This window comes from Sphingomonas sp. Leaf208 (assembly GCF_001421415.1).
Lineage (GTDB): Bacteria > Pseudomonadota > Alphaproteobacteria > Sphingomonadales > Sphingomonadaceae > Sphingomonas.
Map to the genome: position 1 here is coordinate 1 of NZ_LMKH01000010.1, position 14,142 is coordinate 14,142.

13 protein-coding genes are annotated in these 14,142 nt (G+C 60.2%); 8 read left to right on the top strand and 5 right to left on the bottom strand.

From position 1 onward, the window contains the following. The 8 genes from ASE69_RS23400 to ASE69_RS06010 form a co-directional block, all read left to right on the top strand. Window positions 1–212 (top strand): recombinase family protein (locus ASE69_RS23400; RefSeq protein ID WP_162236855.1); only part of this gene is annotated, 212 nt, incomplete at both ends. A 30-nt stretch (window positions 213–242) separates the two neighbouring features. Further along, on the top strand, window positions 243–506 hold the full coding sequence (locus ASE69_RS05975) for a helix-turn-helix domain-containing protein (RefSeq protein ID WP_321163567.1): 264 nt from the start codon (window positions 243–245) through the stop codon (window positions 504–506). Between the two features lie 73 nt (window positions 507–579). Then, entirely contained in the window at window positions 580–783 is a 204-nt protein-coding gene (locus ASE69_RS05980; RefSeq protein ID WP_056484332.1) for an antitoxin VbhA family protein, read from the top strand. Then, window positions 783–2,123, top strand: a complete 1,341-nt coding sequence (locus ASE69_RS21245) for a Fic family protein (RefSeq protein WP_082452938.1) — start codon at window positions 783–785, stop codon at window positions 2,121–2,123. The genes ASE69_RS05980 and ASE69_RS21245 overlap by 1 nt, the downstream gene beginning before the upstream one ends. Further along, a complete protein-coding gene (locus ASE69_RS05995) occupies window positions 2,101–2,439 on the top strand; it encodes a KfrB domain-containing protein (protein WP_056484341.1) in 339 nt (112 codons plus the stop codon). The genes ASE69_RS21245 and ASE69_RS05995 overlap by 23 nt, the downstream gene beginning before the upstream one ends. A 134-nt stretch (window positions 2,440–2,573) precedes the next feature. Continuing rightward, window positions 2,574–3,314 carry a Crp/Fnr family transcriptional regulator gene (locus ASE69_RS21250; RefSeq protein WP_082452939.1) on the top strand — a complete coding sequence of 247 codons (741 nt, stop codon included), beginning with the start codon at window positions 2,574–2,576 and terminating at the stop codon, window positions 3,312–3,314. 8 nt (window positions 3,315–3,322) lie between these two features. Next, a complete protein-coding gene (locus ASE69_RS06005) occupies window positions 3,323–4,240 on the top strand; it encodes a GGDEF domain-containing protein (RefSeq protein ID WP_082452940.1) in 918 nt (305 codons plus the stop codon). A 167-nt stretch (window positions 4,241–4,407) separates the two neighbouring features. Next, window positions 4,408–4,902 carry a MucR family transcriptional regulator gene (locus ASE69_RS06010; protein ID WP_056484346.1) on the top strand — a complete coding sequence of 165 codons (495 nt, stop codon included), beginning with the start codon at window positions 4,408–4,410 and terminating at the stop codon, window positions 4,900–4,902. Between the two features lie 1,033 nt (window positions 4,903–5,935). Here ASE69_RS06010 and ASE69_RS06015 read toward each other — a convergent pair. From ASE69_RS06015 to uxuA, 5 genes are all read right to left on the bottom strand, one after another. Beyond that, on the bottom strand, window positions 5,936–7,231 hold the full coding sequence (locus ASE69_RS06015) for a sugar MFS transporter (protein ID WP_056484348.1): 1,296 nt from the start codon (window positions 7,229–7,231) through the stop codon (window positions 5,936–5,938). Window positions 7,232–7,290: 59 nt separating this feature from the next. After that, complete coding sequence (locus ASE69_RS06020) at window positions 7,291–8,340, bottom strand: LacI family DNA-binding transcriptional regulator (protein WP_056484351.1); 1,050 nt, start codon at window positions 8,338–8,340, stop codon at window positions 7,291–7,293. Window positions 8,341–8,532: 192 nt separating this feature from the next. Continuing rightward, a complete protein-coding gene (locus tag ASE69_RS06025) occupies window positions 8,533–9,357 on the bottom strand; it encodes a class I mannose-6-phosphate isomerase (protein WP_056484353.1) in 825 nt (274 codons plus the stop codon). Window positions 9,358–9,478: 121 nt separating this feature from the next. Then, a complete protein-coding gene (locus ASE69_RS06030) occupies window positions 9,479–12,955 on the bottom strand; it encodes a glycosyl hydrolase 2 galactose-binding domain-containing protein (RefSeq protein ID WP_235518207.1) in 3,477 nt (1,158 codons plus the stop codon). Beyond that, window positions 12,952–14,112: a mannonate dehydratase gene (uxuA, locus tag ASE69_RS06035; protein WP_082452941.1), complete on the bottom strand. Its 1,161-nt coding sequence runs from the start codon at window positions 14,110–14,112 to the stop codon at window positions 12,952–12,954. The genes ASE69_RS06030 and uxuA overlap by 4 nt, the downstream gene beginning before the upstream one ends. Window positions 14,113–14,142 lie beyond the last annotated feature (30 nt).

Below are 14,142 nucleotides of genomic sequence, written 5' to 3' on the forward strand. Positions count from 1 at the left end.
GTCATCTGGAAGCTCGACCGCCTTGGCCGTTCGATGAAGGGCCTTGTCGAACTGGCGGCTGACCTTGCTACCCGCGGTATCGAGTTACGGTCCCTGACCGACGGGATCGACACAGCGACGCCGACCGGCCGGTTGCTCTTTCACATTCTGGCGTCGATCGCGGAAATGGAGCGTGAGCTGATCCGCGAACGAACAATGGCCGGGCTACTGGCNGGATCGACACAGCGACGCCGACCGGCCGGTTGCTCTTTCACATTCTGGCGTCGATCGCGGAAATGGAGCGTGAGCTGATCCGCGAACGAACAATGGCCGGGCTACTGGCAGCCCGTCGCAAGAACGGGCCGGGCAGGGGGCGCAAGTCGGTCCTGACGCCAAAAAAAAGAGCCACGGCTATGAAGCTGCTCGCTGCAGGCGATCGTCCCCGGGACGTGGCCGAGGCGATCGGCGTCTCGGTCGCAACCTTTTACAGGCATTTTCCGGCGGGTGGCGGCGAGCCGGCATCTTGAAGACGCACCGCCTACACATCGTACCCTTGGGCGGCTATGATCGCCGTCTGACGACCCTGGAGGCCCTAACGCCATGAACGTCTATCGGCAGATCAAAACCCCTGCGATCAACCCCGACGAACAGGCTCGCCGGCAACGTGCGATCGACTTTGCGCGCGGCAGCGTACGGTACGAAGGCTTCGTTCTTTCCGAAGAAGCCGAGCGTGTTGGAGAACGCTTTGTCGCCGGGCACCTGACGGTGCCCGAGTACGTCGATGCAATCAAAGCCATCGGCTAATGTCCGCTTCTCGCCCGATCAACGAGGGCGAAGTCTGTAATGCGCGAATTGTCGAATTGGAGCTCGACCCGGTCCGCGGCACATTCGATGCTGCGCATCTGCAAGAGATCCATCGCCGGATATTTCAGGATCTCCCTCATCACAATCCTGGTGAGTATCGTCCCGATGCACGCGGCCACGTCAAAGAACGTCGGCTCGAAGCCAATCGGGCTGTCAGCTATCCGGTCCACTACGCTCTGCGACCGGAGGTAGACGCTCGCCTTGATAGGGTACTGAGCGAGCTACGTGGCGGAGACGCTCTCAAAGGCCTCACGCCCCTCGAGTTCGCGGGAGCGATGGCGAAAGCTTACGGCGATCTCGACTATCTGCATCCCTTTTCCGAAGGAAACAGCCGCACCCTTCGCAGCTTTACGAGACGGCTTGCCGAGCATGTCGGGCACCATCTCGACTGGAGCGCGACCAACGCGGACGCGGTGACGCGAGACAACCTCTACATGGCACGGGATATCGAGGTGCTACACCGGGCTTTTCCCGACATCGAGGCGGTCAAACTTTCGGACGAAGGCCCGCGGTCCTTGATCCAGGCGCGCATGTCGCTGAACATGATCGACAGCGCAGACAGACTGCAAGAGATCGTCCGGCAGTCGGTCGATCGCGATCCCGCCTCGGTTGCGGGACCGCACACCTTGCCCATCGGTGAGGCCGAAGCCGAGTTATCAGCGCTTCTGCCTGCCGCGCGCCGGCAAGCCGAGAGCATCGCCACGCGGCTTGCTACAGCCTCCTATCGCAATCGTTCGCTAGAACCGGCCTACAAGCACGCGACAGCGCGAAAGGCGGCGCTGGACGGGGAACACGGCCCAGAGAAGCTATTTAGCGCTCTGCAACGCCGGGGAGATGCCGACCTCACCTTCGAACGTGTGCCAGGTGCAACGGCACTCGATCGGGTGCTTGCCTACCGAGAAGGTATGGAACGACAGTTGGCAGAGCAGCACAAGGAGATACACAATGGACCGCCCCGGGAAACCTCCGAAAGCCAAACCCACGGACCGGAACTCGCTGCCAAAGTTTTCGATGTTCGAGGACGCCATGCTGAAGACTTTTCGGGATCTCAACACGAGCGAAGCGCTGCGCAAGGAGGTAGCGTGCAAGGACTCCTGAGCCTGGGCCGGGGAAGCACTCTGGCAGGGTTAGCCGACAAGGTGCCGGCTGGTCGATCTATCCCCGACGGTGCGGAACCGGGGAAGCACTCTGGCAGGGTTAGCCGACAAGGTGCCGGCTGGTCGATCTATCCCCGACGGTGCGGAACAGGTCGTCGTCATGAACGGCAGTCGGCTTCATGAACGTCGACATGAGGGCAAGTGGGAGGTCCAGAAGTCGGATCCGCAAGGCATGCTCCCGAAGGGCGTCTTCCGCCTCGATACCGCAGCATCAGCCAAGGCCGACGACGGGGCAACGTACGCCGGATCGATCCTACACGTCAGCGCCAAGGGCGTTTATCAGGTACACGGCAACGGGGTCGCCCGGCACGAGCCTGCCGCTTTCCAACAGGTCCCGAAGATCGGAGACAGTCCCAAGGTTGTCTATGCCAAGGGGCGGGCGACGATCACGGTCCGTGATCCACAATCACAAGGGCAGGGGCAGGGGCGTAGCCGCTAGGCCTCTCGTTCCGCACCGCGGTCAGAGTAGGTCGCCGGGGCTGTATCAGTGTGCTAGTATCGATCAGCGCAGGCCGGTTTAAAGCGTCTACGACGAAGTGCACGCAATCTTGCCCTGCATTTGTGGGGGGCATTATGTCAGAGGCCAAGATCAGTCCGCTTGTCGGCATGATCGACAAACTCGCGCGGTATGCACCAATATCGTTGGGGGATCGCGCACTACTGCTCGCACTACCGTCTAAATCGCGCGTATTCAATGCTGGCAGTTACCTGAACCGCGAGGGAATTGCAGCAGATCATTACGGTATACTTGTTTCGGGTCTTGCCTGCCGGCATAAGATAAGCGGGGAGGGCACTCGGCAGATCGTATCGATCGTGACGCCAGGTGATATCTTCAATCTTCAGCAACTGTATCTCGAGGACGCCGATCACAACATTCAGACGCTCGCGCAGTGCGAGATTATGATGATCTCGGGACGGGCGCTCCGTCAACTTGTAGATGACCACCCCTCCGTCGCCAGAGCCCTTGTAGCGAGCATGCTCGTTGAGCTTTCTATAGCACGCGAATGGATACTTAGCATCGGGCGCCATAATGCTCGAACTCGACTTGCTCATCTGCTGTGCGAGTTAGCGCTCCAGCTAGGCAACCCGAGCTTGGCGCCAGGACAGTCTTATGAACTGCCTATGTCGCAGGAACAGCTAGCCGATGCACTCGGTTTGACACCCGTTCATATCAACAGGATGCTCAAAAGTCTGGTCGACGATAATTTGATTAATTATATAAATCGCCGTGTAAATATTCCGGATTGGCACCGTTTGACCGAAGCCGGTAACTTCAACAGCCGCTACCTTCACGCATTTAGTCATGCCAGCTGAGAAGTAAGATGCTTCAGGCGATTCTTTCACCTATCAAAGTTTCTCAATCGCATTTGACGCCATTGGAGCTCGCGCTCCGCAGATCGGCGGACTTGAACCGTTCGCGAGCTGCCATCGGACTGTCGATAATTTGGGTAATTGTATTCGTCCTGGACGGATCCACCGGACCGCACTTCTCGCTGAATACGGTCTATTTGCTGCCACTATGCTTTACCGTATGGTGCCTCGGGCGGATCGCAGGATTGCTGTCAGGTTTGCTGGGCGTGGCTGTAACCCTGTATCTCAATGGCTTTGGAGACGGCCTCTCCGCGCAGGCCTCGACCGTCCCTACTGCAACCGCGATATGGAATGTAGGTGCGAGAGCCTTCGGAGTCCTCTTTATCATTCTGTTCGTAAGTGCGTTCCGGCGAACCTTCGACCGGGAGCGCGCCACAGCAAGCATCGATCCCCTCACAGGCCTCGGCAATCGACGAGCCTTTCAGAACGAATGCGCTCGCCTGGAGTTAGCCAGTGCGCGTGACGATCGGATTCTTTTGTGCGGGGTGATCGACGTAGACGATTTCAAGTCGGTAAACGACCAACACGGTCATGCGGCCGGTGATGAGGTTTTACGCGTCGTAGCAACAGCGCTTGCCTCGGCAGTTCGCCCTTACGACATCACGGCAAGGCTGGGGGGTGACGAATTCGCCTTCTGCCTGGCAGTTCGCGACCAGGCTTCTGCCGAAAGAAAATGCGGCAAGATCCACCGCGCCATCATGGCGGCGCTTCAATCAACTGACGTATCCGCAACGTGCAGCTTGGGGGCGGCGATAGGGACTGATTTCACCGATACATTGCTCACCGCCGATCAAACCATGTACCGCGCCAAACAGGCTGGAAAGAGCTCATGGAGGTTCAACGTCGAGCCGGCCTCAAGTTACCGGTAAATTTTGTGGGCATTCGGTTGGTGTAACATCTACTCAGGCACGCGCTACCTGACCGGCATTTTTAAGAAATAAATATAAATCGTAATTTGCCTTCCAAGAATTTGTACTAACTTGATTTTCGGGCATCTTCGCTTAACTACGAGCCTTCAACTTCAAGCGAGATACTGATGAGCGATGATATCAACGCAGTCGAATTGGCTGCTGAACTGACGGCCGCGTGGTTGGCAAATCCTAACACCCGCACCAACGCAGACGACGTCCCTGCCTTTCTGATCTCGATGCATGCCGCGGTCTCGCAACTCTCAGGCACGTCTGATCCCGTTCCAGCCGAGGAGCCCGCGCAGTCATATGAGCCGGCCGTAACCGCGCGCAAATCGCTGTCGTCGCCAGATCACATCATCTCGCTGATCGACGGGAAGCCGTATAAAACCCTGCGTCGCCACCTTGCGACCAACGGCCTGACGCCGGAAGAATATCGCGCCCGTTATAACCTCAAGGCCGATTATCCGATGGTCGCCCCGACCTATTCGGAAGCGCGTCGGACAATGGCAAAGTCGATCGGTTTGGGGCGTAAGCCTGGTCAGACTGCTGCAAAGCCTACTGACGAAGTCCCAAAGGCACCTCGCAAGCCCCGGGCTGCCAAGGCGGTTGAAGAAGCCTAACCCAAAGGGGGGGGGCAGTGAGATAGTGCGTTACCTATTCAACATTCACTGCCCCCCTTTCGCAAGCATCCAAAACTCGGCGCGCGCTCATGGTACTGTGAGCTTCAGCGGCATGCGACAACGCTGGCGCATAGCAAGCGTCGGCTATTCGCTGCGAGGCACCTGATGGCTGCCGGGCAGGAAAGTCCCCGATGTCGGCCATTCCTCGGGCGCTAGAAAATCCGTCATTGTACGACGGCTTCTGGCAAGTCCGGACGTTCGCGGCGACATGGCTAAACGGCATATTGTAGTCGGCACCGGCCGCACCCCTATGTCGTTAAACTCAACCTTTCCGACAGGGCCATTGAGCAGCGGCATAAATCTTGGGGTAAAGCGAAAACACCGATCATCTGCCGGGCGTCGGAAAACGGTATGTTTTCGACTTGCCAGGATGGTTGGAGTGCCTGGCCCCTGTCGCCTATCACCTGTTTGTCGCACAATGGTGATTACGACCAGGTTTTCCACACATCGGGCCGTTGAATGCCGACAATGGGGAGGAAAGCTGCCCGTCCGCTATTGGGAAGGCACATGGCGTTAGCGGACGTCGCCTGATGCTGCGGCCTTTCTCAAAAAGGATCCAGACCGTCCGAAAACTCGCCCGTGATCAAGGTCGGTACGATCCCCCGCTGAGAAATGGCTAGGGACCAGCCTGTTCGGGTTTTTATGCTCTGATGAGGCCGGAATAGGCTGTCACAAGGCGATATTTGGCGTGTGACGGCAGACGTGGCGGGCCGGATCAGGGCTGCACCGCCTAGATCATCCTACCGCCTTACCGAGTGACTGAGATCTACATTTTCCCAAAAATCGTTCCCAAATCATCATGGTCGGCAGACGGATTTATGGGAAGGCTATGGCTGTAAAAAAGGGTATACCCTAACTGAAATTTGGATTTTCGACTGTCCAGTCAGGGTCCCGAAGCGGAACTTTAGGCAGGAAACAGATCTTGTTTGTACACAATCAAGCGCCGAGCGCTGTCTCGTAAACGAACGTCCACTTAGATCGTAACTTTGGTGGCCGGAGCCCGAGCATAAAGCCCATAAGCGAGGATCAGCGCGTAGCAGATCGCCGGGAGCAGCAGCGCGAAGTGTAAGCTGCCCGACTTGTCCGCCAGCATTCCTGTTAGATACGGGATGATCGCGCCACCGACGATCGCCGTGGCGATCACGCCCGAGCCTTCCGCGGCACGCTTGCCGAGCCCTTCCGAGGCCAGCGAGAAGATCGTCGGGAACATCACCGCGTTCATCAGGCCGATCGCTAGCAGCGTCCAGCCCGACAAAGCGCCCTCGGCGTTCGCCGAGATCAGGATCAGCGCCAGCGTCCCCGTCGCGACGCCCGCGAGAACCTTGCCCGGTGAGACCTTGTTCAGCACGTACGCGCCGATGAACCGGCCGACCAGCGCGCCGCCCCAGTAGAACGGCACGTGCTTGCCCGCAGCGACATCGCTCAGGCCCATCACGCTTGGCTGCATCAGATAGTTGACGATCAGCGAGCCGACCGCGACCTCGGCGCCGACGTACAGGAAGATGCACGCCGTCCCCATTGCGAAGCGCGGGCGCTTCAGCAGCGTGAACGCGTGGAAGATGCTGCCGGTCTGGTCCTGCTCCTCGTTGAGCCGGTTGCGACGGGTCCACACAACCGCAGCGACGATCAGCAGCGCGACCGCGAGGCCGATATAGGTGTGGACGACCGTCCGCGACGACTCCGTGCGGTACGCGTCGAGCGCGGCGCCGGTGAGCTTCGAGGAATCGACCGACGCCAGCCCGCCGAGGATCAGCGCGGAGCCGACATACGGGAAGATGGTGGTGCCGAGCGAATTGAATGCCTGCGCGAAAGTCAGCCGGCTCGACGCCGACTTGGGATGGCCGAGCGCCGAGATCAGCGGGTTGGCAACGACCTGCACGACGGTGATGCCTGCGCCGAGCACAAACAGCGCGAACAGGAACATGCCGAAGCTCGCTTGGCCTGCGGCGGGAATGAACAGCAGGCAGCCCGCGGTCATCGTCACGAGTCCGATCGACGCGGTCCGCATGTAACCGGCTTTCCGCACGATCGCGGCGGCGGGGATCGAGAACAGCGCATAGGCGAGGAAGAACGCCGACTGGACCAGCATCGCGGTCGCATGGTCGAGCGTGAAGAGTTCCTTCATCTTGGGGATGATGATGTCGTTCAGCGAGGTGATACCGCCGAAGATGAAGAACAGCGCGAACACAAACACGCGCAGGTCGGGTGCGTTGTAGCCGTGGCTGGCATCGCCGTCCGCCGCAAAAGCAGACTCTGTATTGACGTGCATCGTTTCAAATCCTCGTGGCACATTGCGGGTAACGCACAGATTTCTAGTTTCTTCTGCGTCTAGTATCGATTTATCGAAGAGCTATTGGTGGAGGATGCGCAGCTGCTTGCTCGCCAGATCAGTTTTAAAGGGACGGCTGGCAGCTGATAGTCTTCGCCAGCTATCATTCGATGAAGGGCTTCAACGAGGTAACTGCCGGCAACGGCGCCGTTCTGCTCGACCGTGCTCAGCGGGGGAACCGTGTATGGTGCGGAACCAATGCCGTCGAAGCCGATAACGGCGACATCTTCTGGGATGATGCGACCGCATTTGTTAAGCGCCTGCATCGCTCCCACAGCAAGTCCATCCGATGCCGCGAAGATGGCGTCGAACGGGACATCGTTGTTCATGAGATCCAGTGTTGCAGCATATCCTTGAAGCTCGCGGGTGCCCGTCAATCTTGCCTGTGCTTCGAAGACTGGAAGGCGCTGCTCACTCATCGCGCTGATGTAGCCGGAACGGCGATCTCGGTACGCGTGCTGGCGACGCCAACCTGGGCCTATGAAGATGATACGCCTGCGACCCGTCGCAACCAGGTGGCGAACAGCAGTCGCCGCACCTGCATGATTGTCACATCTCAGCGTTGGAAGGACGTCGTCCGGACTTCCCCAACAAATGACGTTTTCGCCCTGAGATCGCGCTTTTGCAAAGAACCTCCAGCCCGCTGAGTTTCTCGCGGTCCCGATGACGATGATCCCGTCCGCGATTCGGTCTTGGCAGTAGCTGGCGAAGAAATTGGCAGGATCATGTTGAAAGGAAACCAGAATCTCCTGGTCGTGGTCAGCCGCTGCGGCCGCGACGTGGGCGAGAAGGTCCATGTAGAACGAGTTGATCGGAGCCCCACGAATTTTGGGATCGCCTAGGATAACGACCGCAATACGTCCCGTTGCGCTGCTTCGGAGGCTGACCGCTCGCTGGTCCGGTCGATAGTCCAGCGCTGCCGCCACCTCCAGGACGCGTCGGCGGGTTTCGACACTGACGCCTTCGCTGCCGCGCAGGGCCTTCGAGACGGTCGACTGGGATACCCCGGCCCCCTCGGCGACGTCGAACGAAGTGCATCTTCTGGTCATCCGGCGATCAACTCGGCCGGGAGCCGCTGATGCTGGATCCTGAACACCATGCTGTACCTAAGCCCGCTCAACACTGAGCCACACCCATCAGGCGGCCCGCGAACCGTGTGGCGTCACGATCGTCGCTGCGCGACGCAACACGTCTATCCCAAGTGACATGAGACATGTCGCGTCCGCTCGCGTCTAGGCCGGTCAAATCCGGGCCGCGCCAGGGTAGGCGAACAGGAGATCCGCATCGTCCGACGCGTCCAGATCCTCGTTTCCCGTCACGATAAGACACTCCCCTGCCTTCCAGGCGATCCCGCCTACGCTTCCCGTGCCGCGGACCGGAACGAGCCAGCCCCGGGCATTCCCAGGCATATCGATTCTCCGATCACCGCCGGTCCAGCGTTCGAGAACGAACGTCGGGCCTTCCACCAGTATCTCACGGCCGGGTTCGACGACCCCGCCTTGGGGCTCCGCCGTCCAAGGATCGAGTTCCGCTACAGCGACGCCGTCGTCCAGATGGAGTTCCCTCGGTCGGCCGTAGTCGAACAGGCGATAGGTCGTATCGGAGTTCTGCTGAACCTCGATCAGCGTGAGACCCGCCCCAATTGCGTGGACGACCCCGGATTTCGAATAGAAGAAGTCGCCTGCCTTGGCCGTCTTCCAGTCCAGTCTGCCTTCCAAGGTTCCGTCTTCCGCGCTTGTGCGCAGAACCTCTCGGGTCATGGGCTCCAAAGGACCTAAAGCGATCGTCGAGTCTGGCTCCGCATCTAGAATGATCCAGCACTCGTCCTTGCCACGCGGAAGGCCACGTTTTGCGGCTTCCATGTCGGAGGGATGATTCTGCACGGATAGCTTTTCGCTCGTGAACAGATACTTGATCAGAAGCTCCGGGTCGGACAGTTCGGAGGATTGAAACCAGATCTCCCCGATCGGTTCATCGTTCTCCGCCGGGTCCGTGAAGCCCCCGTAGAGGCTGTGGCGCCCCCAAGGTTTCTCCACCCGTTTCGTCGTGAGCAGCTCAGCAGGCATGTCGTGTGTGTTCCTGATCGAGAAGGGTGGGTGGCAGGCCCTCTTGGCCGGCCATTCGAATAAGGTGGGCAGGTGAAGGCGGATTCGGATCTCTAGTCGAACCGATGCTCTCTCCCGGTTTTCAGCCGCCCTTTCGGGAGGAAAAGGGAAGCGACGCGGGTTCGACGTTCCAGCCCCGGACCCGAAGCTCACCGAGCTTCCGTTCAGCCGGTATCTGCAGACGCAGTCGTCTCGTTTCGCCGGGGAGAAGGGAGACGTAGTTGTCCGTGAAGTAGGCAGGTAGTATCTGCACTCCCGCCGCATCAAACGGCGTCAGCTTTGCTTGGAGCACGGGCGCGGTGGAGGTGTTGCGTATGATGACGTCGATCCCGGCATCGGAATTAGGTGACGTGCCACCAAACGCGATCTCCAATCGGATCCTGGGCAGGTCGTCGAGCGCCTTGAACGCTGCCGGATCGCTCGCATCCCAGTAGAGATTTTCAGACAACAGAACGCCTTTGGCGCTCGTCGCCGTGAGCTTGACGAACCTCAATCCGGCATCCCTACCGACGTCGAGATTACGTATATCGGCTATGTCATCGGCTGCGGCGCTAACCACAGCCGACTTCGTGGCTAGTTCCTGCCCGCTGGGCGATACGATGCGAGCGGTGACCGTGACGTTCTGCAACGGGGCATTGGTGGTGTTCACGAGCGTTAGGCTGCGATCCGGCAAATTCATCTGTATATGGATGGGCTCCGTCCCTTTACGCGTTCCATAGAAAGAAGCGTGCGTGTCGTAGTCGGACGAATAGATCTGAAAATTCGCCGATGACCATGCGGGATGCGACATCCAGAGCATGCGGGCGCTGTTCGTTCTCCACAGCCCGGCATTCATGCCTTCGAAGATCGCACGATGGGACTCGTAGTTCAGCAGCTGAGCCTTGCGCTCGAAGTCGGGCAGGCTCGTCGCCTCCCCCAGGCGTAGCTTCATCGCATCCATGAAACTGGCCGCCGAGACCGCTCGTTCCTGATGCCAGTCATGGTAGGCCCAAGTGTCGTTTATAGGCCATTGATCGGCCCCGGGGACCGCCCTCTGCCAGGCTTCAAGCGTGGGAAAGCTCGGCGTGCCTACTTCGACCGCGAAGCCCTTCGCGAAATCGGTAAAGTAGCCTTCCGGGGAACGCCAGTTGTATGGTCCGGATCCGCCGAGGTTTATGATTCGTGATGAACCCTTGTAAAGTCGGCCTCCATCCTCCTCCCAGACCATGTCCTGCAACGCCGTCTGCAGGATTGGCTGGGGTACGCCCTCGTTGCGACCGATCCACATAACGATTGACGGATGGGTCCTGAAACGTCGGACGACGTCGCGCGCGTTCTGCAGGAACAGAGGGACGTCCTCGGCTTCCGCGTTGTTGTCCTGCGTGGACTCCCAAAAATCGTTGAGGACCATCATGCCGTATTCGTCGGCGAGCTGGAAAAAGTTCTCCTCGGTGCTCTGGCCCATCCAGTTTCGGATGATGTTCAGACCGGCGTCGCGGTGAAGGCGAAAATAGGGTTCGAGCCGCTCTCGCTCCACCCGCTTCATCATCTCGTCCATGCCCCAGTTGCCGCCACGCGCCGCGATCCGGACTCCGTTGACCCTCAGGACGAGGTTCGGAGAAAGGCGCGGGTCGCTGACGACCTTGCGGACCGCCGGTGACAGCTCGGAACCGGGCCGCAACGAGTTCGCCCACCCATTGGGGACCTTTCGAAGAGCCGCGTTCCGCTCGTCGATGATCGGGGTCCCAAGTCGCTTCGCCTCCGCGAGATCGACATCGACGCGCTCCAAGTCACCGTGCTGATCAAGCGAGGACAGTTCGTAGGTTACCTTCCGCATGCCGAAGGACAGCTGCCGTCGATCGGACACCGTGCCCCCAGCATCCACGGCAAGCCTGAGCTGGTGCAGTGCCGGGGCGCCATATCCGTTTGGCCACCAGAGCTTCGGGTTCCTAACGTGCAGGGCGGCGTGTTCCGATGGGTTGAACCGCGCCGTCACGGTCGACCTAGGCGGTACGCTGATCCGGCGAGCTACGGAGACATCGTCAAAGGCGGCGATCACGGTCGTATCCAGCGCGGTATCACTAACGTTCGTCACAGGCACGTCGATGAAGACATCCGCAAGCGAGTTATCGTCCTTGGGCAGATCCGTGGACACTTCGGGATCACCGATAGCCAAGGCACCTGTAGATTGCAGTTCGACGCCTTGCCACAACCCGGTGTTGCGGTCGCGGATGCCGGGTATCCAATCCCACCCCTCACTGGCGGTGAAGGTCGGGCCGTCGATCATCATGGCGCCGCCATTCTCGCCCCGCCCGCCCGTCATCGATTGCTCATGGGGAATGCCGGGATGGGGCGGCGGGGATACGCGGATCGCTATCGCGTTCGACCTACCGGGCATCAGCAGGCTCGTAACGTCGAACCGACCTCGCACGAAAGCGCCTTTGACGTCCCCCACCCGTCGACCATTGACCCAGACGTCGGCATGATAGTTGACGCCGTTCAGAACAAGACGCTGCCTCTTTCCCTCTTCCGATCGAGGAAGGGTGAACTCGGTCCGATACCAGTAGTCCTGCCGTGCAAGCCGCTCGGGGATGGCCATGTTGTTCAGTCCCACGCGCGGGTCCGGATAAACCCCACGATCGACCAGGGTCGTCAGCGCGGTTCCGGGGACCGTCGCGTGAAACCATCTGCTCGCATCGTAGCCAGGGCTCGATAGCAGCTCCGGCGGGCTCGAGACGTTCGGAGCTTCGACCATTCTCCAGCCGTTGACCGCGAACAGGCCATCTCGAACCGGAATCAGCGGGCTGCCTTCCACCACGGGCGAGGGCTGAGGTCTCGAAAACGGCGCGATGCCCTTCGGAAGGGTCCAGGCCCGCTGCGGCACGGCCTCGCCGTACTGCGTTCGCACCTGCAGCGGCCAACTGGGGCTGTTTGTCTCGAAACGGACGATATCTTCGTCCGGCACGACTGCAGCCTCACTACGTATCCGTTCGGCGGAGTAAGCCTGCGGAGCGGCAACGAAAGCCGCGAGGCGGCCAGCATAGCCTGGCTTGTCTAGCGTGCGCGAGCCGAGCACGATCAGCGCTTCGGGCGAAGACGCCGACGTGGTCCCTTTACCGACTTCGCGTCCATTAACGTAGAGACGGGCTGTTCCGCCGTCGCTGACTGCGACCACGTGGTGCCATCTGCCGATCTTGAGCGGCCCACCGCCTTGGAGGGATCGTTCACCCATTGATAAGCTCAATCGTCCATCAATCAGATCCAACGATCGCGAAGCATCGTCCCCGGGCCTGCCGACGCCGGCGACCTCGACCCGGCCAGGCACGAGCCTTGCCGGTTTGATCCAGGCAGACATCGTCCATGCGGCACCTGCGGGAATGTGCTCGCCTTCGGCATAGCCCTGAGCGCGCTTCGATATGGTGTCCCCACCAGCAATGAACTCGGCGTCGTAGGGGCCGAACGCATCCATTTTCGGCTGCGGAAGTCGCGGGGAAGCCCAGTCAATCTGTTGCGCAATTCCGGGAACCGTTCCTCCGGCTACTACCGCGAGAAGGACACTCTTCAAGACGATGCGCTTCACTGAGATGCTCCTTCATGGGCGGCAATGCCGATTTCCAGCCCGCGCAGTTCGGCGAGCCCCCTGAGCCGCCCAATCGCGGAATAGCCGGGGTTGCTTCCCGACTTTTCCAGGTCGTCGAGCATCCGGTGACCGTGATCCGGACGCATCGGGATCGAACGCCGTCCCGACATTGATATCGAACGGATAGCCTTCATGATCGCGACCATGTCACTGGACCCACCCAGGTGTGTGGCCTCGTGGAATCCGCCACCTGCTTCGCGCCGCACGTTTCTGAGATGGAGAAAGTGAACACGGTCGCCGAAGCGGCGAATCATCGCGGGCAGATCGTTCTGCGCGGCGACGCCGAAAGAGCCGACGCAGAAGCAGAGACCGTTGGAGACGTTGGGCACGGCGTCGAACAGCTTGCCCAGGTCGTCCGCGGATCCGACCACTCGCGGCAGGCCGAAAAGCTCGAAAGGTGGATCGTCGGGGTGGATCACCAGTCGCATGCCGAGGTCGTCCGCGAGCGGGCATACCGCGCGCAGGAAGCCGAAAAGGTTCTCGCGCAGCGTCTGCGCGTCGATCTGTGCGTAGCCTTCTATCGCCGCAAGGAATTCCGCGGAACCGAAGCTCTCCTCGCTACCGGGCAGTCCGGCGATAATCGTGCGCTCCAGGCGGTGGCGCGCCGCGCTGTCCATCGAAGCGAAATAGACTGCGGCGCGAGCCCTGACGTGATCGGGATAGCTCCCTTCCGCCGAAGGACGTCGCAGGATGTGGATGTCGTAGGCCGCCAGCGCTTCTGGTTCAAACCTCAAGGCCAACGCGCCATCGGGAAGCTCGTAGGCAAGATCGGTCCGCGTCCAGTCGAGAAGCGGCATGAAGTTGTAGGTCACCGTCGTGACGCCGCATGCATGGAGGTTGACCAGGCTCTTTCTGTAGTTCGCCAACGCGTCATCCCGGCCCGGGCCGCCAAGCTTGATCGCCTCGTGAACCGGCAGGCTTTCGACCACCGACCACCTGAGACCGGCCTGCTCGATGAGCGCCTTGCGATGCGCGATCGCCTCGACAGGCCACACCGCGCCGTTGGGCATCTCGTGCAGCGCCGTGACGACGCCCGTGCACCCGGCCTGTCGAATGTCGGACAACGACACAGGATCACGCGGGCCGAACCATCGCATTGTCTGTTCCATGGGGTATGGAAACGAAAG